The organism is Pseudomonas sp. NPDC098740 (assembly GCF_044760065.1).
Lineage (GTDB): Bacteria > Pseudomonadota > Gammaproteobacteria > Pseudomonadales > Pseudomonadaceae > Aquipseudomonas > Aquipseudomonas rossensis.
Window position 1 is genome coordinate 121305 of the sequence record NZ_JBIWAM010000004.1, and the last position, 22336, is coordinate 143640.

The window sequence follows — 22336 nt, forward strand, 5'->3', positions numbered from 1 at the left end:
CCTCATTCGTCACTGCACGTGCGCGGCTGAAACAGTCGCGCTTTGTAGATTCGAAGCCTCCACGGGGACAGGGTTCCATCGCAAGGGTAATTCAAGGTCAAAAGCTGCAACCCTTTGACTATGCTCAAGTGACGGAAACTGACTGATCATCTCACCCCTGGAGCCCGTCGATGAAGCGTGACATCCGTTTGCTGATCGTCGACGACAACGTCGCCACGCGCTACGCGCTGCGCCGGCGCCTGGAACGCCACGGCTATGAAGTGCTCGAAGCCGGCACCGGCACCGAGGGCCTGGAGCTGATCGGCAGCGTGGCGATCGACGCGCTGATCCTCGACGTCAATCTGCCGGACATGAGCGGCTTCGACATCGTGCGCAAACTGCGCGCCGAACCCGCCACTGCCCTGCTACCGGTGATTCACGTCTCGGCGGCCTCGATCCAGACCGGCGACATCATTACCGGCCTGGACGCGGGTGCCGATGCCTACCTGATCCACCCGGTGGATCCGGATGTGCTGCTCGCGACCTTGCGCACTTTGCTGCGGGTGCGTGAAACCGAAAATGCCCTGCGCGAAAGCGAGGCGCGGTTTCGGGAAATCTTTGTCAATGTATCGGCGCCCATCGCGGTGCTGGATGCCGAGTTGAAGGTGCATGAATGCAACCATGCCTTCGCGCAGCTGATTCAGGACAACCTCAACCCGGACACCCTGCGCGAGTGCTTTGCCGAGGATCAGGACGTCGGCATCGAGGAACTGCGTCTGCGTCTGGCCTATGGCGAGCGTTGGAAAGGCACCCTGAGCATGCGGGTCCACGGCGAGACTCGTGAAACCGAGTGGCAGATTTCGCCGTACCGCACGCCGGAACTGAGCCTGGTGTTTGTCGAGGATGTCACTGAACACCGTCACCGCGAACGCTCGCACCTGGCCCGGCTTGACGACGCCACCACCCAGTTGGCCAAAGAAGTCGCCGAGCGAGCGCGAACCGAAGCTCAGCTGCTGCAAGTGCAGAAAATGGATGCACTGGGCAAGCTGACCGGGGGCATCGCCCACGACTTCAATAACTTGCTGACCGGCATCATCACCAGCCTGGAACTGATCCAGAAACGTATCGCTGCCTCACGCACCGACAAGGTTCAGTTTTACGCCGAATCCGCGTTGAACTCGGCAATGAGTGCCGCTTCCCTGACCCATCGCCTGCTCGCCTTCGCGCGCCAACAGCCCCTCGATACCCGGCCCGTGGACATCAACGAACACGTGCGTTCCCTTGAAGAATTGCTGGTGCGCACCATCGGCGAACGCATCGCGCTGAAACTCGAATTGACCTCTAAAGCCGCCATCGCTCTGGTCGACCCCATTCAGCTCGAAAGCGCGATGCTCAATCTGGTGATCAACGCTCGCGATGCCTTGCCCCAGGGCGGCAACATTTGGGTCAGCACCTATGCCGCCTATTCCCATGGCGACCCCAATCTGGCCGATGGTGCGTATGTCGCGTTGTCTGTGCGCGATGACGGTACCGGTATCGAACACAGCGTGATTAACAAGGTGTTCGACCCGTTTTTCACCACCAAGCCGCTGGGCCAGGGCACCGGGCTAGGATTGTCGACCCTCTACGGTTTCGCCCGGCAATCGGGTGGCGATGCACACATCCGCAGCGTCGCCCGGCGCGGCACCGAAGTCACCATCATGCTACCGGCCAGCTCCGACCCCACCGCCTGCGAATCCGAGTCAGCCACCGTCGATCATCAGGGTGCCGGCGAACATGTGTTGATCGTCGAGGACACGCCGTCGGTGCGCATGTTCGTGGCCGAAGTGTTGGTGGATGCCGGTTACCGTTGCACTCAGGTGGGCGACATCGAAGGTGCCCTCGAGCGCCTGCAAAACGATGAGTCCATCGACCTGCTGCTGACGGACGTCGGACTGCCGCGCATGAGCGGCCGCGAGCTGGCCGATGTGGCACGGGGATGGCGCGAAAAGCTGCCGATCCTGTTCATGACCGGCTATGCCGAAACCGCCATCAACCGTCAGGTGTTCCTCGGTCATGGCATGGAGATGCTGATCAAGCCGTTCCAGATCAACGAACTGCTGGGCAAGGTGCGGCGCACGCTCGACAGCGTTTAAGATCAAAAGATCGCAGCCTGCGGCAGCTCCTACAAAGGATCGGCGTACACCAAGGAGCTGCCGCAGGCTGCGATCTTTTGATTTACCCTAGGGTTCTGGCCAAAAACGGTGCCGTCCGGCTCTTTTTGCTGTTGGCCACTTTTTGCGGCGTCCCACTGACGACAATCTTCCCGCCCTGATCCCCCGCCCCCGGGCCGATGTCGATCACCCAGTCACTTTGCGCCACCACGCGCATTTCATGTTCGACGACGATCACCGTATGCCCCGCCGTCACTAGCGTATTCAACTGTTCGAGCAAGCGATCGACATCCCTTGGGTGCAAACCGGTGGTGGGCTCGTCAAGCACATACAGCGTGGCCCCACGTTGGTTGCGTTGCAGTTCGGTGGCCAGTTTGATCCGCTGGGCTTCACCGCCCGACAGCTCGGTCGCCGGCTGGCCGAGGCGCAGGTAACCCAGGCCGATATCGCGCAGCACCTCCAGCGAGCGGCGAATACCCGGTTGCTCGGCAAACACCGTGACCGCCTCGTCCACCGTCAGTTGCAACACCTGGGCGATGTTCAACCCTTTCCAGATGATTGCCAGCGTCTCGGGGTTGTAGCGCGCTCCGTGGCAGGTCGAGCACGGTGCATAGACGCTGGGCATGAACAGCAACTCGACGCTGACAAAGCCTTCACCTTCGCATGTCGGGCAACGGCCCTTGGCGACGTTGAAGGAAAACTGGCCCGCGTCGTAACCCTCGGCCTGCGCCTCCGGTATGGCTGCGTACAGTTTGCGTACGTTGTCGAACAGCCCGGTGTAGGTCGCCAGGTTCGAGCGCGGTGTGCGGCCGATGGGTTTCTGGTCGACTTGCACCAGGCGCTTGATCGATTCCAGTCCCGCCGAGACCTGACCGCCGCTGACTTGCGGTGCGTCGTCCTCAAGGCTCAACGCTTCGGGTTCGCTGTCACTTGCCGCGCGCCCGAGATGCGCGCCCACCAGTTCCAGCAACGCCTGACTGACCAGGCTCGATTTACCGGAACCGGAGACGCCGGTCACCGAGGTAAAACAGCCCAGCGGGAATTCGACGCTGAGGTTGTTCAGGTTATTGCGGGTGATGCCTTCCAGCCGTAGCCAATCGTTCGCCTTTCGGCTGGCTTGGGGCTGAGTGACCTGCTCGGCGAACAGATAAGCGCGCGTCTGCGAGTTCGTCACCTGCGCCAACCCTGGCGGCGGTCCACTGTACAGGACTTGGCCGCCGTGCTCGCCGGCCGCCGGGCCTACGTCGATCAACCAGTCGGCGCGGCGCATGGTTTCCAGGTCATGTTCGACTACGAACAAGGTGTTGCCGGCAGCCTTCAGGCGTTGCAGCGCTTCGAACAATGCTTCGCCATCCGCGGGGTGCAGACCGGCCGACGGTTCATCCAGCACGTAGATCACGCCGAACAACTGCGAACCCAATTGCGTCGCCAGGCGCAGACGCTGCAACTCGCCGGACGACAGCGTCGGCGTGCTGCGTTCCAGCGCCAGGTAACCCAGCCCCAGATCGGTCAACGTGCTGACCCGTTCCAGCAAGTCCTGAGCGATCCGCTGCGCGGCCAGGCGTTTCTCCACTGACAGGTTCGGTGTGTGGCGAACATCCGGCGCGTTGGCGTGACCACTGGCGCCGTGGGCCACTCGTTGCTCGCGGGCCTCGCGGGTCTGGTCGTGGGTCAATACTTCGCCCGCCGCCTCGGTCTGTTCGAGGTAGCTGTGAGCGGCCACTGGTTTCAAGACTTCGGCCACTTGCAGCAACGGCATCTGCGACAGTTCGCCGATGTCGTAACCGGCAAAGGTCACCGACAACGCCTCGCGTTTGAGCCGTTTGCCGTCACACAACGGGCACGGGCTGCCGAGCATGAATTGCGCGACGCGCTTTTTCATCAGCGCGCTTTGAGAATGGCTGAAGGTGTGCAGGATGTAGCGCCGGGCGCCGGTGAACGTGCCCTGGTAACTCGGCTCCATGTTGCGTTTGAGCGCGACTCTGGTTTCTTCGGGGGTGAGCCCGGCATACACCGGCACCGTGGGTGTTTCTTCGGTGAAGAGAATCCAGTCGCGCAGTTTTTTCGGCAGATCGCGCCAGGGTTTATCAACGTCGTAGCCCATCGTCACCAGGATGTCGCGCAGGTTCTGTCCCTGCCAGGCGGTGGGCCAGGAGGCGACCGCACGCTGGCGAATGGTCAGGCTCGGGTCCGGGACCATCAACGCTTCGGTGACTTCATACACCCGCCCCAACCCATGACATTCGGGGCACGCACCCTGGGGCGTGTTGGGCGAAAAATCTTCCGCATAGAGCATCGGCTGCCCCGACGGATAACTGCCGGCCCGGGAGTACAGCATGCGGATCAGGCTCGACAACGTCGTCACGCTGCCCACCGAAGACCGCGTGCTCGGCGTACCTCGTTGTTGTTGCAAGGCCACCGCCGGCGGCAAGCCTTCGATGGAGTCGACGTCCGGCACCCCGACCTGATCGATCAGACGCCGTGCGTAAGGCGCCACGGATTCGAAATAGCGGCGTTGCGCTTCGGCGTAGAGGGTCGAGAACGCCAGCGACGATTTCCCCGAACCGGACACGCCGGTGAACACCACCAGGGCATCCCGGGGGATGTCGACATCGACGTTTTTGAGATTGTGTTCCCGGGCGCCGCGCACCCTGACCATGCCGGAGGGAGGATTGGTAGTGCTCTTGGACGTCATGAAGGGCCTTAAATTAGCTAGCTGAAAACACCGACCCAATGTGGGAGCGAGCTTGCTCGCGATGACGGTGGCACATACAACATCAATGAAACTGACAGACCGCCATCGCGAGCAAGCTCGCTCCCACATTGGATCTGTTTAGCCGTTGAGGACGGTGCGGACCATTTGGGTCAGCGCCTCGGGACCATAAGGTTTGCTCAGCAAGTAAGTGTCGGGGCTGAGTTGGTGATTGCGCGAAATAATGTCACGGGTGTTGCCCGAGGTGAACAGCACAGCCAGCGGCGGCGTCTGCATCTTGGCCCAGGCGGCCAGGTCCGAACTTTTAATCAGACCAGGCATGACCACGTCGGTGAAAATCAGGTCCACCACGGCGCCATCCAGTAACATCTGCATCGCGACGTCACCGTTGGCCGCCGTCAGGACTTGATAACCTTCTTCGCGCAGTAACTCCACCGCTGCGCTGCGCACCGCCTCGTTGTCCTCGACCACCAGAATGGTTTCGTGTCCGCCTCGCTGTTGCGGGTCATGACGTGTCGTTTCGTTGAGCATCGGGCGCAGGCTGCGAGGGAAATACAGCTGCACCCGAGTGCCCTGGCCGACCACGCTGGAAATCTCGATATGCCCGCCACTTTGCTTGACGAAACCGAACACCATGCTCAGTCCCAGCCCCGTGCCCTGGCCATCGGCCTTGGTGGTAAAAAACGGTTCGAAAGCCTGTGCGAGTACCTGCGGCGACATGCCAACTCCTCTGTCAGCCACCGCCACGCAGACATAATCGCCGGCACCGATGCCCTTGCCCGCACAAAACTTGCTATCAAGGGCGATGTTCTCGGCGCTCAGGTCAATGGTCCCCTCGCCTTTCATGGCGTCACGGGCATTGATCGCCAGATTGAGGACGGCGTTTTCCAGTTGATTGCAGTCCACGTAGACGTGCCAAAGGGCTTCAGCCGCGGTGACATTGATCTGGATGGTTTCCCCCAGCGCCCGCTGCAACAATTCCCCGAGTCCATCGAAGACCTGGCGCAGGTCGCAGACCGCTGGCGACAAGGGCTGACGACGGGCGAACGCGAGCAATTGCGAAGACAGTTTGGCGCCGCGTTCGACCGCGGCAATCGAAGCGCTGACCCGGCGCTGCACATTGGCGTTGTCCGGTTCATGCCGCGCCAACAAGTGCAGGTTACCGGCGATCACCTGCAACAGGTTGTTGAAGTCATGGGCCACGCCGCCGGTGAGACCGCCGATGGCTTCGAGTTTCTGCGATTGACGCAGTTGTTCTTCAGCGGCCAGCCGCGCTTCGACTTCGTCGGCAACGCGTTGCTCCAGATTGCGGGTGAACTTGAGCAGGGATTCTTCGGCGGTCTTGCGTTCGTGGATGTCGATCAACACCCCGGGAAAACGGAACGGTTCGCCCTGCTCATTGAATTCGCAGCCACCACTCGCCTGCACCCACAGATAACTGCCATCCGGGCGCAGGACCCGATACTCGGCGTTAAAGGGTTCGCCGGTTTCCACTGATTGGTTGATCTGCTCCTGCACCCAGCTGCGGTCATCGGGATGGATCCGTGCTTCGGCGATGTCCGTTGGCAGGTCGGTCAGGTTTTGCTCCGGCGGGTAGGAAAAGGTGCGGGCGAAACGCTCGTCACCGGAGAGCGCATTGCCCTTGATGTCCCAGACGAACGAGCCGAGCAAAGCCCCGGCATTGAGCGCCAGTCGCACCCGTTCGTTGTCGGCGTGATAGGCATCCTCGGCGGCCTGACGGCGGCGTTCGGAGATCACATGCTCGGTGGTCTCGACCACCATCGCCATGACCCCGGCCGGTTTCCCGTCATCATCAGCCACCGGGCTGTAATAGAGGTCCAGCCAGACGTCTTCGGGTATCCCGTCGCGGAGCAACTCCAGGACTTTGTTGCGATAGGACAAGGTGCCGCCGGCCAGGCAGGTATCGACCACATACCGATTGAATTCGGCGACTTCCGGCCAGCCCAGTTCCACCGGAGAACCCAACAGGTAAGGATGGCGGCCACCGGCAAACGTCGAGTACGCATCGTTATAGATCATGTAACCCGGTCGGCCCCACAGCATCACCATCGGCAGTGGGGACGCGAGCATCAACTGCACCGCGCTGCACAGGCTTCTGGGCCAGGTGTCCATGTTCCCAAGCTCAGTCAGGCTCCAGTCGAACGCGCGGATGCGCCCAGCCATTTCACCGTTCCAGCCTGCACACCCATGGCTATCGTCTAGAAACTGCATCGACTGACTCTGTATCCCTGTAGATGACCGGCTTAAGGGATCGCAACGGCATGAGGACGGTGCGTGCCCGTTTGTTTCGAGCATCGCGGTCGCCAATGGTTTCATAGAGGTTAGCTGATTCACATCATCCAGGCATTTGTGGCGAGGGAGTTTGCCCTGCGGACGAACCTTGTAGCAGCTGCCGAGCCTGCGAGGCTGCGTTCGGCTGCGAAGCAGTCGTAAACCCTGCATGCGAGTTTGTCCTGACACACCGAGGTGTTTGATTTCACGACTGCTTCGCAGCCGAACGCAGCCTCGCGCAGCTCGGCAGCTGCTACGGATCTCGTGGCTACACCTCAATCAGGTGCTTGAGCGGGTGGTAGCCGGTTTTCAGCGTGGCGGCGACGTCGAGAATCGCTTTCTCGATGCCATTCAAATGCATGCAGGTCAGTTCGATCGCAGCGCTCTGGTTGCCGGCTTCGATGTACTCGATCAGCCGCAGGTGTTCATCGTCGCGGCAAGCTTCGTGACTGTCGTCATCCAGCGCGGCGGCGTAAAGCGAGGCGCGGGAAATCAACTTGCGGAACCAGTCCAGCAACACCGGGTTGTTCAGGCTTTGCGCGAGTTTGATATGGAACTCGCCAAGCAGATGAATCAGCCGTTCATGGTCGCCGCTGCGGTGCGCTTCATCCTCCAGCAACAAGTGATCACGCAGGTCCTGGGTCACGGCGGTATCACGACGACGACAGAGCTCAGTGACGATGCCGATCTCGATCAGGCGCCTCGTTTCAAACAGCGAGCGGATCTCTTCATCACTGGGCAACGACACCGACGCCCCTTTATTGGGCTCGGTGGTGACCAGGCCATCGGCCTCCAACTGTTTGAGCGCGGCACGAACCGACGTCCGGCTGACATTAAAAAGTTCGGCCAATGACGCTTCGCCGAGCTTCATGCCGGGACGTAAAGAACGTTTGCTGATCGCCTCGTAAACCCCTTGGTAGACGCGGTCGACCGTGGTCTCGAGTTTTTTCTCGGTCATCTGAACACTCCTTCAGCGCTAAACAACCGGCCCCAGGCGATGAGCAGCCTTTGAAAAAGGGGGTTGCACGAGCAGATTAATCCGGTTATTTCTAGATTGCATCCAGATATTGCATACAATAATTAGAGGAATGCACCATTATGGGTCATCCAACAGCAATCGAAGTGCGTAACGTCTCCAAGCGGTATTCCGACGATCCGGGGCTGGCTCCAGCCCTCGACAACGTTTCAGTCGACATTGCCGACAATGAATTCTTCACCCTGCTCGGCCCTTCCGGCTGCGGCAAGACCACCCTGCTACGCACCATCGCCGGCTTCGAACAGGTCAGCGAAGGCGAGATTCGTCTGGCGGGCGAACCGGTCAATGATTTGCCACCGTTCAAGCGCCGGGTCAACACCGTATTCCAGAGCTACGCGCTGTTTCCGCACATGAGCGTCGCGCAGAATATCGCCTTCGGCCTCGAGATGCAGGGTCTTGATCGCAAGCTCATCCCGCAACGTGTCGATGAGATGCTGACGCTGGTGCAAATGCAACACCTGGCCCAGCGCAAACCGGCCGAGTTGTCCGGTGGCCAGCAGCAGCGCGTGGCGCTGGCCCGGGCCCTGGCGCCGAAACCCAAAGTGCTGTTGCTCGACGAACCGCTGTCGGCGCTGGACTTGAAGCTGCGCAAGGAAATGCAGGTCGAACTCAAGCGCGTACAGAAGGAAGCCGGGATCACCTTCATTTTCGTCACCCACGATCAGGAAGAAGCGCTGACCCTGTCCGACCGTATCGCCGTGATGTCCGCCGGCAAGATCCTGCAAATCGGTACACCGAACGATATCTACGAACGGCCGCAGCACCGCTTCGTCGCTCAATTCATCGGCGACATCAACTTCCTCCCCGGCCACCTCAAGCGCGGCCAGCAGAACGAAAAGCTCTTCGTGCCGAGCGGCATGCCGGTGGAAATCCCCTGCCCGGCTCAGGGCTTCGATGGCGCCAGCGTGCAACTGGCGTTCCGCCCGGAACGCTCGCAATTGGTCGACCCGGCGCAACCGCATCACCTGCGCGGCGTCATTGAAGCGGTGTTGTATGTCGGCACCGCGACCCTTTACCAGTGCCGGTTGAACAACGACATCAAGGTCATGTTGCGCGAGAACAACGAAGGCCTGAATCGTGGCCGGGTGGTCGGTGATCGCGTCGCGGTCAACCTGCCGCCCCACGCCTGCCTGTTGATGGAGGCCTGAGATGAGCGTCAGCGGAACTTCTCCCGCCCTCAACCGTGCGCTGTTGCTCAGCCCGGTGGTTCTGACTTTACTGGCGCTGATCGCCATTCCGCTCGGCATCATGGGCTACATCAGCCTGTTGCCGCGCAACGTGTATGGCGGCGTCGACTGGCAGGCCGACTGGCAATTGCAAAGCTACGTGCAGCTGTTCTTCCAGGAAGGTTTCGACGGTGAACTGGAACTGAACTGGGTCTACGCCCAGGCGCTGTTGCGTTCGGTGTTCCAGGCCGGAGGCACCACCCTGCTGTGTTTCCTGTTCGGCTTCCCGGTGGCGTTGTGGATGTCGAGCCTGACACCGCGTCGGCGCAACCTCATGGTGTTGCTGATCACCATTCCGTTCTGGACCAACCTGCTGATCCGCAACTACGCGTGGTTGATCATCCTGCGCGAGCATGGCTGGGTCGCCCAAAGCATTAATGCGCTGCTCCCTCAGGCCGGTGGCATCACCCTGCTCTACAACGACTTCGCCGTCAGCGTCGGGCTGGTCTACAGCTTCCTGCCGTTCATGATTTTGCCGATCTATTCGACCCTGGAAAAACTCGACTGGCGTCTGGTGGAAGCGGCTTACGACCTCGGCGCCAATCGTTGGCACGCACTGAAGCGGATCATCCTGCCGCTGTCGATGCCCGGAGTGATTGCCGGCGCGCTGCTGGTGTTTGTGCCGAGTCTCGGTGCCTTCATCACCCCGGCGATTCTCGGCGGCGGCAAGACGCTGATGATCGGCAACCTGATCCAGCAACAGTTCGGCACCGCGCGCAACTGGCCGCTGGGCAGTTCGCTGTCGTTCCTGTTGCTGGGGATTCTGCTGCTGTCCCTGGTGCTTTACGCCCTTTATAGCCGCAGCACCGCTAAAACTCTGCGTCGGGGAGCCACCGCATGATCGCCCTGCACCTGAAAAAACTGCCCCTGACCCGGGAAGTCAGCCTGCTGATCCTGGCCTATCTGTACGTGCCGATATTCGTGCTGATCGCCTACAGCTTCAACGCCAACCGTTCGGCCACGGTGTGGACCGAGTTCTCCTTCGCCTGGTACGGAAGGATTCTGGCCAACCCGTCGATCCAGACCGCAGCGCTGAACTCGATCATCGTCGCCGGCATCGCCACGGTGTGTGCCACGGCCATTGCCTTGCTCGCAGCGCTGGCGACCTATCGGCCGTTCTATGGACAGAAGATGGTCGAGGGCGGGATCAACCTGCCGCTGATCCTGCCGGAGATCGTCACCGCCGTCGCCACGCTGCTGCTGTTCATGGCGCTGGGGATCAAGCTCGGTTTGCTGACAGTGATCGTCGCGCACATCGGCTTCTGCATTCCTTTCGCCTACCTACCGATCCGTGCGCGGCTCAATGACCTGGACAAGAGTTTGCTGGAGGCGGCGAACGATTTGTACGCCAACCCGTGGCAGGTGTTTCGCCGGGTGACCTTGCCGTTGTTATGGCCGGCGGTGTTGTCCGGTTCGGTGCTGGCGTTCGTGGTCAGCCTCGACGATTTCATCATGACCTTCTTCGTTGCCGGCCCCGGTTCGACGACGTTGCCGGTGTACATCTTCTCGGCAATCAAGTCCGGGGTAACGCCGGAGATCAACGCGATCTCGACCTTGATGCTGGTGATTTCCATCGTGCTGGTGGTACTGGCCTTCTGGCTGGGACAGCGCGGCAAAAACCAATGAGTCTGGAGCCTGCTGTTATGAATAAAAAGCCAATGAAAACAAAAAGCATGCGTTTCGCTGTCGCCGGTCTGGCCCTGAATTGCTTCACGGCGTTCAGCGCCCAGGCCGCCGAACCCAAGGAACTGTTCTTCTACAACTGGACCGACTATTACCCGGTGGAACTGCTGGTCAAGTTCGAAAAGGAGACCGGGATCAAGGTCACCATGGACGGCTACGACAGCAACGAAACCCTGCTGGCCAAGTTGCAGGCCGGTGGCGCGGCGTATGACGTGATCGTGCCGTCGCAGTCGATCATGCGCACGTTGATCAACCAGAACCTTCTGTTGAAAATCGACGCCTCGACCCTGCCCAACTTCCAGTACGTCAAACCGGCGTTCCGCGACCCGAGTTTCGACCCGGGCCGCAAGTTCTCCGCCCCGTACCTGTGGGGCACCACCGGGTTTTCCTATGACAGCGCGCGGGTGCCCGGCGGCAAACTGGACGACTCGTGGAAAGAGTTCTTCGAACCGCGCAAGGAACTGAAAGGCCAACTCGCCGCCCTCGACACCTCCAGCAGTGTGATCAACGCGGCCAGCCATTACCTGAACGTCGACGAATGCAGCGAAAACCCGCAGGACGCCAAGCGCATTCTGGAGCTGCTGCAAAAACAGAAACCGCACTTGAAGATGTACAGCTCGGACAACACCGTCGACCGCATGGCCTCCGGTGAAGTGATCATGATGCAGAACTGGAACGGCTCCACCGCCCGGGCCACGTTGCAAAAAAGCACCATCAAGTACGTGTACCCGCGCGAAGGCCTGGCGATGTTCCAGGACAACTTCGCCGTACCGAAAAGCGCCCCGCACCCTGGCAACGCGAAGATCTTCATCGACTGGATGATGAAGCCGGAAAACGCCGCCGCCGTGTCCAACGCCATCGCCTACGCCAACGGCATCCAGAGCGACAAGTTGATCGACGCCAAATGGCGGGTGATGGACGCGATCAACATGCCCGATGAGTTCGCCTCGCGCCTGCGCCCGGAGAAAGAGTGCAGCAACAAGGCGCGGGAGCTGCAGGACCGGATCTGGTCGAAGCTCAAGGGTTGATCGGCTCGCTTGAGACCGAGTCGTGGCCATCGCGGGCAAGCCCGGCTCCCACAGGGTATTGGGTTGTTCACACATTCCATGTTCAACACAAAACCACTGTGGGAGCGAGCTTGCTCGCGATGAGGCCCGTCCAAACACAACAAAATTTGAGGCTTGATATGACCCAACCCCGCTGGCTGCGCAATGTGCGGCCCTACGGTTCAACCGCCGAAGACCTGCTGATCGAAAACGGCCTGTTCAAGCAACGCCGCCCGGCATCGACCGCTGCCCTCACCACCACCGACATCGACGGCCAAAACCAGCTCCTCACCCCTGCCCTGGTTGAAAGCCACGTCCACCTCGACAAAACCCTCTGGGGTCAACCCTGGCGCCCGAACAGCGCCGGCCCGACGCTCAAGGACTACATCGCCAACGAGCGCCGCGTGCTGCGCGAAGTCCAGGCACCGATTGTCCAGCGCGCTGGCGCCCTGCTGGAAAACTGCATCGCCCGTGGCTCGCTGACGATGCGTTGTCACGTCGACATCGACCCGGAATTCGGCCTGCGCCACGTCGAGGCCATGCAGCAACTGCGCGAAAACTACCGCGACCTGATCGACCTGCAACTGGTGGTGTTCCCGCAAACCGGCCTGATCAGCCGCCCCGGCACCGCCGAACTGATGCGCGAAGCCATGGCCCTGGGCGTGGAAAACGTCGGCGGCCTCGACCCGTGCGGCATCGACAATGACCCGATCGCCCAGCTCGACTTCGTGTTTAAGCTGGCCAGCGAATTCGAGCGTGGCGTCGACATTCACCTGCACGACAAGGGCGAACTGGGCCTGTGGCAGATCGCACTGATCGCCGACTACACCGAACGCTTCGGGCGTCAGGGTCGGGTGATGATCAGCCACGCGTACTGCCTTGGAATGTTGCCGTGGAGCCAGGTCAAACCAGTGGCGGAGCGTTTGGCGGCCTTGGGAATTTCCCTGATGAGTTCGGCGCCAGCCGATTGCGCGGTGCCGCCGTTCCTTGCGTTGCGCGAGACCGGGGTGAACGTGTGCCTGGGTTCGGACGGCATTCGCGACGCCTGGTCGCCCATGGGCAACGGCGACATGCTGGAACGGGCGATGCTGCTGGCCTTTCGTTTCGACTTGAACAAGGACGATGAACTGGCGGCGGCGTTCGAAGCCGCGACGGTGAATGGCGCTCAGGCGTTGGGTTGTGAAGGTTATGGGTTAGAGATCGGCCAGCCGGCGGACTTTTTGCTGATGCCGGTGCAGACGCTGGGCGAGGCGGTGGTGTCGCGGCCGGTGCGACAGGTTTATCGCGGCGGTGAGTTGATCGCTTCCGGTGGCCGACTGCTGGAAAGTCGCTTGTGAAACGGATCGCTTTGAAAGCCAGTTGCGTGGTCGGATTCGACGGCACGCAACACGTGCTGTGGCGCGACGGCGAAGTGGTGTTCGAAGGTTCGCGCATCGTGTTTGTCGGGCGCGACTATCCGGGGCCGGTGGATCAGTGGTTCGATTACGGCAACGCGTTGATCGGTCCGGGCTTCATCGATCTGGATGCGCTCGGGGATCTTGATTCAACGGTGCTGACGCTGGACAACGGCGATGAACGCGACATGGGCCGGATGTGGTCCGAGGACTATCTGGCGAGCGGCCCGCGGGAGAGTTACACCGCGGATGAACAAGTCTTCAAATACCGCTACGCCTTCACCCAGCTGATCCGCAACGGCATCACCACCGCCATGCCGATCACCTCGATGTATTACCGCGAGTGGGCCGAAACCTACGACGAGTTTTCTGCGGTGACCGGTGTGGCTGCCGAGTTGGGGCTGCGGACTTACCTCGGCCCCTGCTACATGAGCGGCATGAGTTACTGGCGCGCCGATGGAAGCCTCGGGCATCACTGGGATGAGGCGCGAGGCATGGCCGGGCTCGATGCCGCTGTTAGGTTTTTCCATGATTTCGACGGTGCACACGAGGGTTTGATTCGCGGCGCGCTGCTGCCGGACCGCATCCAGACCTGCACCCCGGCCCTGCTGCAACGCACCGCCGCGCTCAGCCTGGAACTGAACGCGCCGATGCGTTTGCATTGCTGCCAGGGGCTCGGTGAGGTGGCGATGGTCGAGCAACTGCGCGGCGTGTCACCCCTGACCTGGTTGCAGCAACTGGACCTGCTGACCCCGCGCAGTCTGCTGCCCCACGGCATCTACACCTCAGGCGATGACGATCTGCAACGCGTGGTGGATGGCGGCGCGAGCCTGGTGCATTGCCCGGTGGTGTTTGCCCGTGACGGCGAGGCGCTGAACGCTTTCGGTCGCTATCGGGCCAAGGGCATCAACTTCGCCTTGGGCACCGACACCTGGCCGGCGGACTTGCTGGAAAACATGCGCCAGGGTCTGAACATCGCGCGATTGATGGAGGGCGGGAACTTGCTCACCAGCACCCTGGATTTGTACAACGCCGCCACCCTCGGCGGCGCCAAGGCCCTGGGTCGCGATGATCTGGGCCGCTTGGCACCGGGCGCCAAGGCCGACATCACGGTGTTCAGCCTTCGCGGCCTGCATTTGGGGCCGCTGTTCGACCCACTGAAAAACCTGGTATTGGCCGGGCGCGGTGACGACTGCATCGCCAGCTACATCGACGGCCGCTGCGTGATGCAGGACGGTCAGGTTCAAGGCGTCGACTACCCCGCCCTGCAACGCCAGGCCCAACAACAATTCGAAAAACTGATGCGCAGCCACAGCGACCGGGCCTTCGGCCAACCGGACTGGAAAGACCTGTTCAAACCGTCCATCCCGTTCGCTGACGACTACAGCGCACGCGCGCCGCTGAGCGCGATTGATCCCCTTCTTTAGAGAGTCCTGCCCATGCAAAGCTTCGACTTCAGCCAATTGAGCCCGCGAGACAAATACAAGATTCTGATCGGCAGCGTGGTGCCACGGCCGATTGCCCTGGTCACCACCATCGACGGCGAAGGCCGGATCAACGCCGCGCCCTTCAGCTTCTTCAACGCCCTCTCGGCCGACCCGCCGATCCTCGCGTTGGGCGTAGAAAACTACGGCGACCAAAGCCCCAAGGACACCACTCGCAATATCCAGCTCAACCAGGAATTCACCGTAAACATCGTCAGCGATGCCCTGGTGGAAGCCATGAACGTCTGCGCCGTGCCGTTCGCCCCCGGTTTCGACGAACTGACTGCTGCGGGCCTTACTGCCATTCCCGGCACCACGGTCAAATGCCCACGGATCGGGGAAGCGCCGGTGGCTTTGGAGTGTCGAAGAATGATGGCGCTGTCCATCGGACAGTCCCGGGAGATTATCTTTGGCGAAGTGCTGATGGCCCATGTGCGGGATGAATTGATCGACCCGAAAACCTTGTATATCGATCAGCTCGGGCTCGATGCGATTGGCCGGATGGGTGGGCATGGGTATGCGCGCACGCGTGATTATTTTGATTTGCCGACACGGTCGTTGCAGGCGTGGACGGATGCGCCGGGGGGTGGGGAGCGGTTTTGGCCTGAGGCCAAATAGAACTCTGCCCACGTACACAAACCCTGTAGGAGCTGACGAGTGAAACGAGGCTGCGATCTTTTGATCTTGTTCTTAAAAAGCAACGTCAAAAGATCGCAGCCTCGTTTCACTCGACAGCTCCTACAGGATTGCGGGCATCAGTCAGTGCCGTATTTCGGCGAACGCGGCCCGTACAGCAACCCCGCCGGTTGTCCTGCCGACAGCAGCCGAGCGCTGGTCACACCGGCGATCGGGTGACCGGCGTCGGTGGAACTGTTGATGATCTGCTTCACCGCTGCGGTGATCAGCATGCCAATCAAACCACCGCCACCATTGTTACCGCCCTCCTCGCTCGAAGCCCGAGCCGAGCCGGTCCACAGGGTGGTGCCGCTCTTGAGGTCCACCAGTTTCGCGCTGGCCGTAACCACGGTTTCGCTGCTGATGATCATGTAGCGAGTGCCGTAGTCCGTCACAGTGATGTACAGCGCAGCATCGGCACCGAAGATTTCTTGCAGTTTGTTGGCCGGTGCCTGATGGATATCCGCCGGCGTGGTCAGGCCATTCTGGCGGAACGTCTCATCGACCAGGGCGATCGGCAGCACGTAGTAACCGGCTTCAGCCAACGGGTACGTGACCTGCGACAACAGGCTGTAGGACGCCTTGACGTCCGGCGAGTTGTTCAGCGGCGGCAGCACCAGAATGGTTTTCGGACGACTTTGCTTGTATGCCGAATAGTCCACGGTCTTGGGACTGACGCAACCGCCGAGTACCGCCAGCGCCAGTAGCCCGGCCATCAGTTTCAATGAGCGCGCGATCATTGGGCATCTCCGGTCTTGGCGTTTTTAAGCAGAAAGTCCATGTACGGCGTCGACTCGGGAAACAACGTCTTCTCGGTTCTGAATTGCTGCACCATCTGATCGTCCTTGCCCATGCTCAGGTACAACAGCCCCAAATGAGCGTGGTAGCCAGGCGGCGGTGTCCTGCCGGTGGACCTGATCTTCTGCAGGTCGCGCTCCAGTGCTTCGGCCTGAGCTTCCTTGGGCTCTTCACCCTTGAAGTACTCATAGACTTCCGGCTGGTAGCTTTCCCACTGGTAAAGGGTTTTCGGGCCGCTGTTGCAGCCGGCCAACAGGCCACTGACCAGCACGGTCGACGCCATCAGCGCCCATTTCGCATACATCTTGAACATGCTTGTACCGCTCCTTGTCATCGACCTTGATCAGTTGCCCGGTTTCCATGCACCGGCATTCATGCCGTCCACCAGACGATTGATCGCCTCGCGCATGGCCAGGTCGAGCACTTTGCCGTTGAGGGTCGAATCGTAGGCAGCGGTGCCGCCAAAGCCGATGACTTCACGGTTGGACAAGGCGTATTCGCCCGCGCCCTGAGTCGAATAAACCACTTCGGACGTATTGATATTGACGATGTTCAGGTTGACCTTGGCGTAGGCCACCTGGGTCTTGCCGCGACCGAGAATGCCGAACAACTGGTGATCGCCAGTCTCTTTGCGGCCGAATTCGGTGACATCACCGGTGACCACAAAGTCAGCCCCCTTGAGGCGCTGGGACTGGCCCTTGATCGCGGCCTCCTGCTGGATCTCGCTCATGTTGTCGCGATCCAGCACGCTGAAGCGGTTGGTTTGCTGCAAGTGAGTGATCAGGATGGTCTTGGCCTGACCGCCGAGGCGATCCACACCGTCGGAGAAGATCCCACGCATGTAGCTCGAGCGGTTGTCGAACTTGCCGACCGCCATGGGTACGCGAATACCGGCATAAGCGAGGCTGGCGCTTTCGACCTTTTCTACCGGCAAGGCGCGCGAGCTTTCGGTCGCACACCCGGCCATCGCGCCCAAGACGGCAACCGCTGCCGCCGATACCAACATCCGAGAGATCATTCTCACTGTGCATTCCTTTTGAAAAACGGTTTATCCCGGCACGGCAATAGCCAGCCACTGCGGGTTGCAGCGGAGAAAAAGCGAGGGGGAATCAAATCGACAATCGACGTGCGGGACGTCGGCGGCCGGCATTATGCCAAAGTGCCACCACGGAGGACAGTGTTTAATTTTTATTGGCGTCAGTGGATTGGCAAACACACATCTGTAGGAGCTGTGGGGGGGGGGGGGGGGGGGGGAGATTTTTTTTTTTTTTTTTTATTAAAAAAAAAAAAAAAAAACCCCCCCCCCCCCCCCCCCCCCCACAGCTCCTACACAGCTGCTACAGAGGGTGTTGTATAGGCACAGATCAGCGGAAATCGCGGCTACGTACGCTGATGCCATCCAGCAATGGACTCAGGTCGCTCAAACGTCCGGCAATCAAATGCCGCACTTCGCCTTCCTTTTCCCAACGCCCGTCGACCTTGAGCAATTGCGAGCCCACCAACACCTGGCGCTGCCGGTCGGCCAGGTCGCGCCAGACAATGACGTTGACGTTGCCGAACTCATCTTCAAGGGTGACAAAGGTCACACCACTGGCGGTGCCCGGACGTTGTCGACCGGTCACCAGCCCGGCGACGCTGACCGGTCGTCCATGCTCGATATCCAGCAGCTCCTTCGAACTGCGGCAGCGCCGGGCTTTCAATTCACCCCGCAATAGAGCCAGCGGATGCGGGCCGAGCGTAGTGCCGACGCTGTTGTAATCGGCTAGCAGGTCCTCGCCCACGGTGGGTTTGGGCAACGACACCGCGCCCTCCTCCTGACTCGGCAGACCCGCAAACAAGCCGAGCTGTTTCTGCACCCCCGCCACTTCCCAGCGCGCCCGATGACGGTCACCCGCCAGGCCGCGCAGTGCACCGGCATCAGCCAGTTGCTCCTGGGCACGGGCATCGAGTCGCGCCCGTTCGCCGAGGTCGGCAATGTCGATAAACGCCCCCTTCGACCTCGCCGTTTCGATGCGCCGGGCATCGTCCTCGCGAAAGCCCTTGATCATCCTCAACCCCATACGGATCGCCGGCTGGGCACCGGTGATCGGTTCGAGGCTGCAATCCCAGTCACTGGCGCGCACGTCCACCGGGCGAATCTGCAAATGATGCCGGCGCGCGTCCTGCAGAATCTGGTCCGGGCTGTAGAAACCCATGGGCCAGCTGTTGATCAGCGCACAGGCGAAGGCCGCCGGCTCGTGGCATTTCAACCAGCAACTGGCGTAGGTCAGCAAGGCGAAACTGGCGGCGTGGGACTCGGGGAAACCATAACTGCCGAAGCCTTTGATCTGCTCGAAAATCTGCGCAGCAAACTCGGCCGTGTAGCCGTTTTTCTTCATCCCGGCGGCCAGGCGATCCTTGTGCGGTTCGAGCCCTCCGTGGCGTTTCCAGGCGGCCATGGAGCGGCGCAACTGATCGGCCTCGCCGGGGCTGTAGTCGGCGGCGACAATCGCAATCTGCATCACCTGTTCCTGGAACAGCGGCACGCCCAGCGTGCGCTTGAGCACGACTTCCAGTGCCGGGGACGGATAGATCTCGGGTTCTTCCTTGTTTCGGCGTCGCAGGTACGGATGCACCATCCCGCCCTGAATCGGCCCCGGACGGACGATCGCCACCTCGATCACCAGGTCATAGAAGGTCCGGGGTTTGAGCCTCGGCAGCATCGACATCTGCGCCCGGGACTCGATCTGGAACACGCCGATGGTGTCGGCACGGCCGATCATGTCGTAGGTTTGCGAGTCTTCGGACGGGATCGTCGCCAGGCTCAGGTCCCGATGGCGATGACGGCGCAACAGATCGAAACAGCGGCGGATCGCACTGAGCATGCCCAACGCCAGGATATCCACCTTGAGCAGCCCGACGGCATCGAGGTCGTCCTTGTCCCACTGGATGATGGTGCGCTCGGCCATGGCGGCGTTTTCCACTGGGACCAGGCTGTCCAGAGGCTGCTCGGAAATCACGAAACCGCCGGGGTGCTGGGACAGGTGTCGGGGGAAACCGATCAGCTGCCCCGTCAGGCTCAGCACCCGGCGCAGCACCGGGCTCTCGGGATCGAACCCGCCTTCAAGCAGGCGTTCCACGGGCGGTGTTGCATCACTCCAGTGGCCACAGCAATCGGCCAGGGCGTTGATCTGATCCGGCGGCAAACCCAAGGCCTTGGCCACATCACGCACCGCGCCGGCCGCGTGATACGTGCTGACCACCGCCGTCAACGCCGCGCGGGTCCGGCCATAACGCTGGAACACGTACTGCAGGACTTCTTCGCGGCGTTCGTGTTCGAAATCGACGTCGATGTCCGGCGGTTCGTTGCGCTCTTTGGAGAGAAAACGCTCGAACAACAGCGTGGTGCGATCCGGATCGATTTCCGTAATGCCCAAGGCAAAGCACACCGCCGAGTTGGCCGCCGAACCACGACCCTGACACAGAATTTTTTGCTCACGGGCGAATCGCACAATGTCGTGAACCGTCAGGAAATAGCTTTCGTAGCCCAGCTCGGCGATCAGCTCCAGTTCCTTGTCGATCTGCGTCAGCACCTGGGCCTGCGGGCCTTTTGGCCAGCGCCACGCGATGCCCTCTTCGGTCAGATGCCGCAGCCAGGATGTGGCTGTCTGGCCTTCAGGGACCAACTCCCGGGGATATTGATAACGCAACTGACCGAGGTCGAAGGTGCAGCGCCGGGCGATGTTCAGCGTTTCGTCGAGCAGTGTTTGCGGGTAGATCGATTGCAGAGCAGCGAGACTGCGCACATGCCGCTCGCCATTGGGATGAAGACGCAGCCCGGCCTCCGCCACGGGCACGTGATGACGGATCGCGGTCATGGTGTCCTGCAAGGCGCGTCGCCCACGAGCGTGCATGTGCACATCGCCGCTGGCCACCGCCGGGATCCGCAGTTCCCTCGCCAAGGACACCAGCGCAGCCAGCCGTCGGGTATCGTCCTGGCCGCGATGCAGCTGGACGGCCATCCACAGGCAATCGACGAAGGTCTGTTTCAGCCAGTGGCCCTGTTCAAAGTCATCGACGGCGTCCGGCACCCACAGCGCCAACAGCCCCGGCAAGGGTTCGCTGAAGTCTTCCCGCAGCACTTGATACTGGCCTTTCTGCGTGCGGCGCCGCGCTCGGGTAATCAGTCGGCACAGGGTCTGGTAGCCCTCGAGGTTTTCCACCAGCAACACCAGTTTCGGACCGTTCTCGATGCGCACTTCGCTGCCGATAATCAGCGGTAGCTCCACGGCTTTGGCCGCTTGCCAGGCGCGGACGATACCGGCCAGGGTGCATTCATCGGTGATCGCCAAGGCCTGATAGCCCTGCTTTTTCGCCCGCTGAAAGAGTTCGAGGGCACTGGAAGCACCGCGTTGAAAACTGAAGTTCGACAGGCAATGCAGCTCGGCATAGTCGATGCTCATGCGAACCAGCCTTGCAGCCACAACGGGCCGTCCTCTCCGACCGCACGATAGGCCCAGCCCTGCTGGCCGGAACGGGTTTCGATCAGGAAGTAATCGCGGCGCACATCGGCGCCGTCCCACCAACCGGACTCGATGCGTTCCGGGCCCATCAGGATACGCGTCGAACCTTCGTGCACCGCCAGCGGTTCAGTCAGCAGCCAACCCGGACGTTGCACGGCAGGCAGCCCTGCACAGCGCTGACTGTCGACACTGGCCTGCCACGCGCATTCCGGCCGGTGATCGGCCTGGAACCGCAAACCCTGCACCGCGTCATCTCCCAACCGCGCGCGCAAGCGTTCGCGCAGTTGCTCCCACGGCAAGGATTGTTGCGGGCGGTCGTCGAACAGCTCCTGATACTGGGGAACGAAGGCCGGCAAGTCTTCGGCGCGCAGGCGAAAACCGCGCACCGGGGCCTCGACCTGGACGTGCTCCAACCGCCCCCGGGCCAGTTCAAAGAGCATCGCCGGATCACGTTCGGCGCTGAGCAGGCCGACCTTGATGACGGTGTCCGGCAACCCGGCGTGCTCCAAATGCAGGTCAAAACGCTGCACGCCGCTGTCCCGACCGCAAAGAAACGCCGACAGGTCACCGGTCAGCCGGCGTAACGGAAACAGCAGCGCCTGATGGGACTGCACGTCGAAGTTGAGCTCGATGCGCACATCGAACCGGTCCGGCGGCAAGTAGAACGCCAGCGCCAGCCGCCGTAACCCGAGCAAGGCGTCCAGATGCTTGAGCACCTGAGCCTCGAAACGCCGGGCCAGGCTATGGCGAGGCAACGCCTGAACCTGACTCAACGTGCGCACCCCCATGCGCGATAACGCGGTGGCAACGCTGGTTTCCAGCCCGACCCGGTCGATGGGCAACTGTCCAAGATGATGTTGCAAGGCTTGATCGTCGGGCACCACCAGACCGTCATACGCGTTGGCCAGTACCCGTGCCGCCACCGGGTTGGGCGCGGCAACAATCCGATGGCGAAACCCCAGCTCGCCGAGCTCGGCCCGCAACCTCGCCTCGAATTGCGGCCAGGCGCCGAACAATCCCAGGCTGGATTCGATTTCAAACACCACCGCACGCGGGTAATGCACGCTGACTTGTGAACTGAATCGATAAGCCCAGGCGGCCAGAAACTGCTGCCAGTGCTCGATCTCGGCAGCGTCGTATTCAGCCGTGACAAACCCTTTGCTCAAAGCCTGGGCGGCGGTCATCGACTGGCCCGGGCGCAAGCCCAGCGCCCGGGCCGAAGCGTTGACCGCTTGCAACACCCGACGCTGGGCCGGGCCGGTCAGCAGCGCCAGCGGCTCATCGGGATCGGAGCGCTGACGCAGTACCGCGTCCAGCGCCAATTGCGGGAAAAGAATGCAGACCCAGCGCATGGC

Annotated in this window: 16 protein-coding genes; 8 read left to right on the forward strand and 8 right to left on the reverse strand. The window is 61.4% G+C overall.

Annotation, left to right across the window (positions count from 1 at the left end):
* The first annotated feature begins 170 nt into the window (after nucleotides 1–170).
* Entirely contained in the window at nucleotides 171–2114 is a 1944-nt protein-coding gene (locus tag ACIQU2_RS06610; RefSeq protein ID WP_403139500.1) for a response regulator, read from the forward strand.
* Between the two features lie 82 nt (nucleotides 2115–2196).
* Here ACIQU2_RS06610 and uvrA read toward each other — a convergent pair whose 3' ends face one another.
* The 3 genes from uvrA to ACIQU2_RS06625 form a co-directional block, all read right to left on the reverse strand.
* Nucleotides 2197–4827 carry an excinuclease ABC subunit UvrA gene (gene uvrA / locus ACIQU2_RS06615; protein ID WP_403139502.1) on the reverse strand — a complete coding sequence of 877 codons (2631 nt, stop codon included), beginning with the start codon at nucleotides 4825–4827 and terminating at the stop codon, nucleotides 2197–2199.
* A gap of 138 nt (nucleotides 4828–4965) precedes the next feature.
* Nucleotides 4966–7077, reverse strand: a complete 2112-nt coding sequence (locus ACIQU2_RS06620) for a PAS domain-containing protein (RefSeq protein WP_403139504.1) — start codon at nucleotides 7075–7077, stop codon at nucleotides 4966–4968.
* A gap of 328 nt (nucleotides 7078–7405) precedes the next feature.
* Complete coding sequence (locus tag ACIQU2_RS06625; protein WP_008154995.1) at nucleotides 7406–8095, reverse strand: GntR family transcriptional regulator; 690 nt, start codon at nucleotides 8093–8095, stop codon at nucleotides 7406–7408.
* 140 nt (nucleotides 8096–8235) lie between these two features.
* Here ACIQU2_RS06625 and ACIQU2_RS06630 point away from each other — a divergent pair, with 140 nt between their 5' ends.
* The 7 genes from ACIQU2_RS06630 (at nucleotide 8236) to ACIQU2_RS06660 (ending at nucleotide 15624) form a co-directional block, all read left to right on the forward strand.
* Nucleotides 8236–9321 carry an ABC transporter ATP-binding protein gene (locus tag ACIQU2_RS06630; RefSeq protein WP_403139506.1) on the forward strand — a complete coding sequence of 362 codons (1086 nt, stop codon included), beginning with the start codon at nucleotides 8236–8238 and terminating at the stop codon, nucleotides 9319–9321.
* 1 nt (nucleotide 9322) lies between these two features.
* Entirely contained in the window at nucleotides 9323–10240 is a 918-nt protein-coding gene (locus ACIQU2_RS06635) for an ABC transporter permease (RefSeq protein ID WP_403139507.1), read from the forward strand.
* Nucleotides 10237–11025: an ABC transporter permease gene (locus ACIQU2_RS06640; RefSeq protein ID WP_046048507.1), complete on the forward strand. Its 789-nt coding sequence runs from the start codon at nucleotides 10237–10239 to the stop codon at nucleotides 11023–11025. The genes ACIQU2_RS06635 and ACIQU2_RS06640 overlap by 4 nt, the downstream gene beginning before the upstream one ends.
* Before the next feature lie 32 nt (nucleotides 11026–11057).
* Nucleotides 11058–12110, forward strand: a complete 1053-nt coding sequence (locus ACIQU2_RS06645) for an extracellular solute-binding protein (protein WP_403139790.1) — start codon at nucleotides 11058–11060, stop codon at nucleotides 12108–12110.
* A 158-nt stretch (nucleotides 12111–12268) separates the two neighbouring features.
* A complete protein-coding gene (locus ACIQU2_RS06650; protein ID WP_403139510.1) occupies nucleotides 12269–13465 on the forward strand; it encodes an amidohydrolase family protein in 1197 nt (398 codons plus the stop codon).
* On the forward strand, nucleotides 13462–14949 hold the full coding sequence (locus tag ACIQU2_RS06655) for an amidohydrolase family protein (protein WP_403139511.1): 1488 nt from the start codon (nucleotides 13462–13464) through the stop codon (nucleotides 14947–14949). The genes ACIQU2_RS06650 and ACIQU2_RS06655 overlap by 4 nt, the downstream gene beginning before the upstream one ends.
* A 12-nt stretch (nucleotides 14950–14961) precedes the next feature.
* Entirely contained in the window at nucleotides 14962–15624 is a 663-nt protein-coding gene (locus ACIQU2_RS06660; RefSeq protein ID WP_401360933.1) for a flavin reductase family protein, read from the forward strand.
* A gap of 137 nt (nucleotides 15625–15761) precedes the next feature.
* On the opposite strand, the gene ACIQU2_RS06665 is transcribed toward ACIQU2_RS06660, so the two are convergent.
* The 5 genes from ACIQU2_RS06665 to ACIQU2_RS06685 all read right to left on the reverse strand — a co-directional run bounded on the left by ACIQU2_RS06665 (nucleotide 15762) and on the right by ACIQU2_RS06685 (nucleotide 22333).
* Nucleotides 15762–16421 carry a DUF799 domain-containing protein gene (locus ACIQU2_RS06665; protein ID WP_347806245.1) on the reverse strand — a complete coding sequence of 220 codons (660 nt, stop codon included), beginning with the start codon at nucleotides 16419–16421 and terminating at the stop codon, nucleotides 15762–15764.
* The gene (locus ACIQU2_RS06670; RefSeq protein ID WP_403139792.1) at nucleotides 16418–16762 is read right to left on the reverse strand and encodes a DUF4810 domain-containing protein; all 345 of its coding nucleotides are present in this window, start codon (nucleotides 16760–16762) and stop codon (nucleotides 16418–16420) included. The genes ACIQU2_RS06665 and ACIQU2_RS06670 overlap by 4 nt, the downstream gene beginning before the upstream one ends.
* Nucleotides 16763–16822: 60 nt before the next feature.
* Nucleotides 16823–17497 (reverse strand): CsgG/HfaB family protein, encoded by a 675-nt coding sequence (locus ACIQU2_RS06675; protein WP_347806248.1) that lies wholly within the window; start codon nucleotides 17495–17497, stop codon nucleotides 16823–16825.
* Nucleotides 17498–17843: 346 nt separating this feature from the next.
* A complete protein-coding gene (locus ACIQU2_RS06680) occupies nucleotides 17844–20942 on the reverse strand; it encodes an error-prone DNA polymerase (protein ID WP_403139513.1) in 3099 nt (1032 codons plus the stop codon).
* On the reverse strand, nucleotides 20918–22333 hold the full coding sequence (locus tag ACIQU2_RS06685; RefSeq protein ID WP_403139514.1) for a Y-family DNA polymerase: 1416 nt from the start codon (nucleotides 22331–22333) through the stop codon (nucleotides 20918–20920). Before ACIQU2_RS06685 ends, ACIQU2_RS06680 begins: the two co-directional genes overlap by 25 nt.
* Nucleotides 22334–22336: the final 3 nt, after the last annotated feature.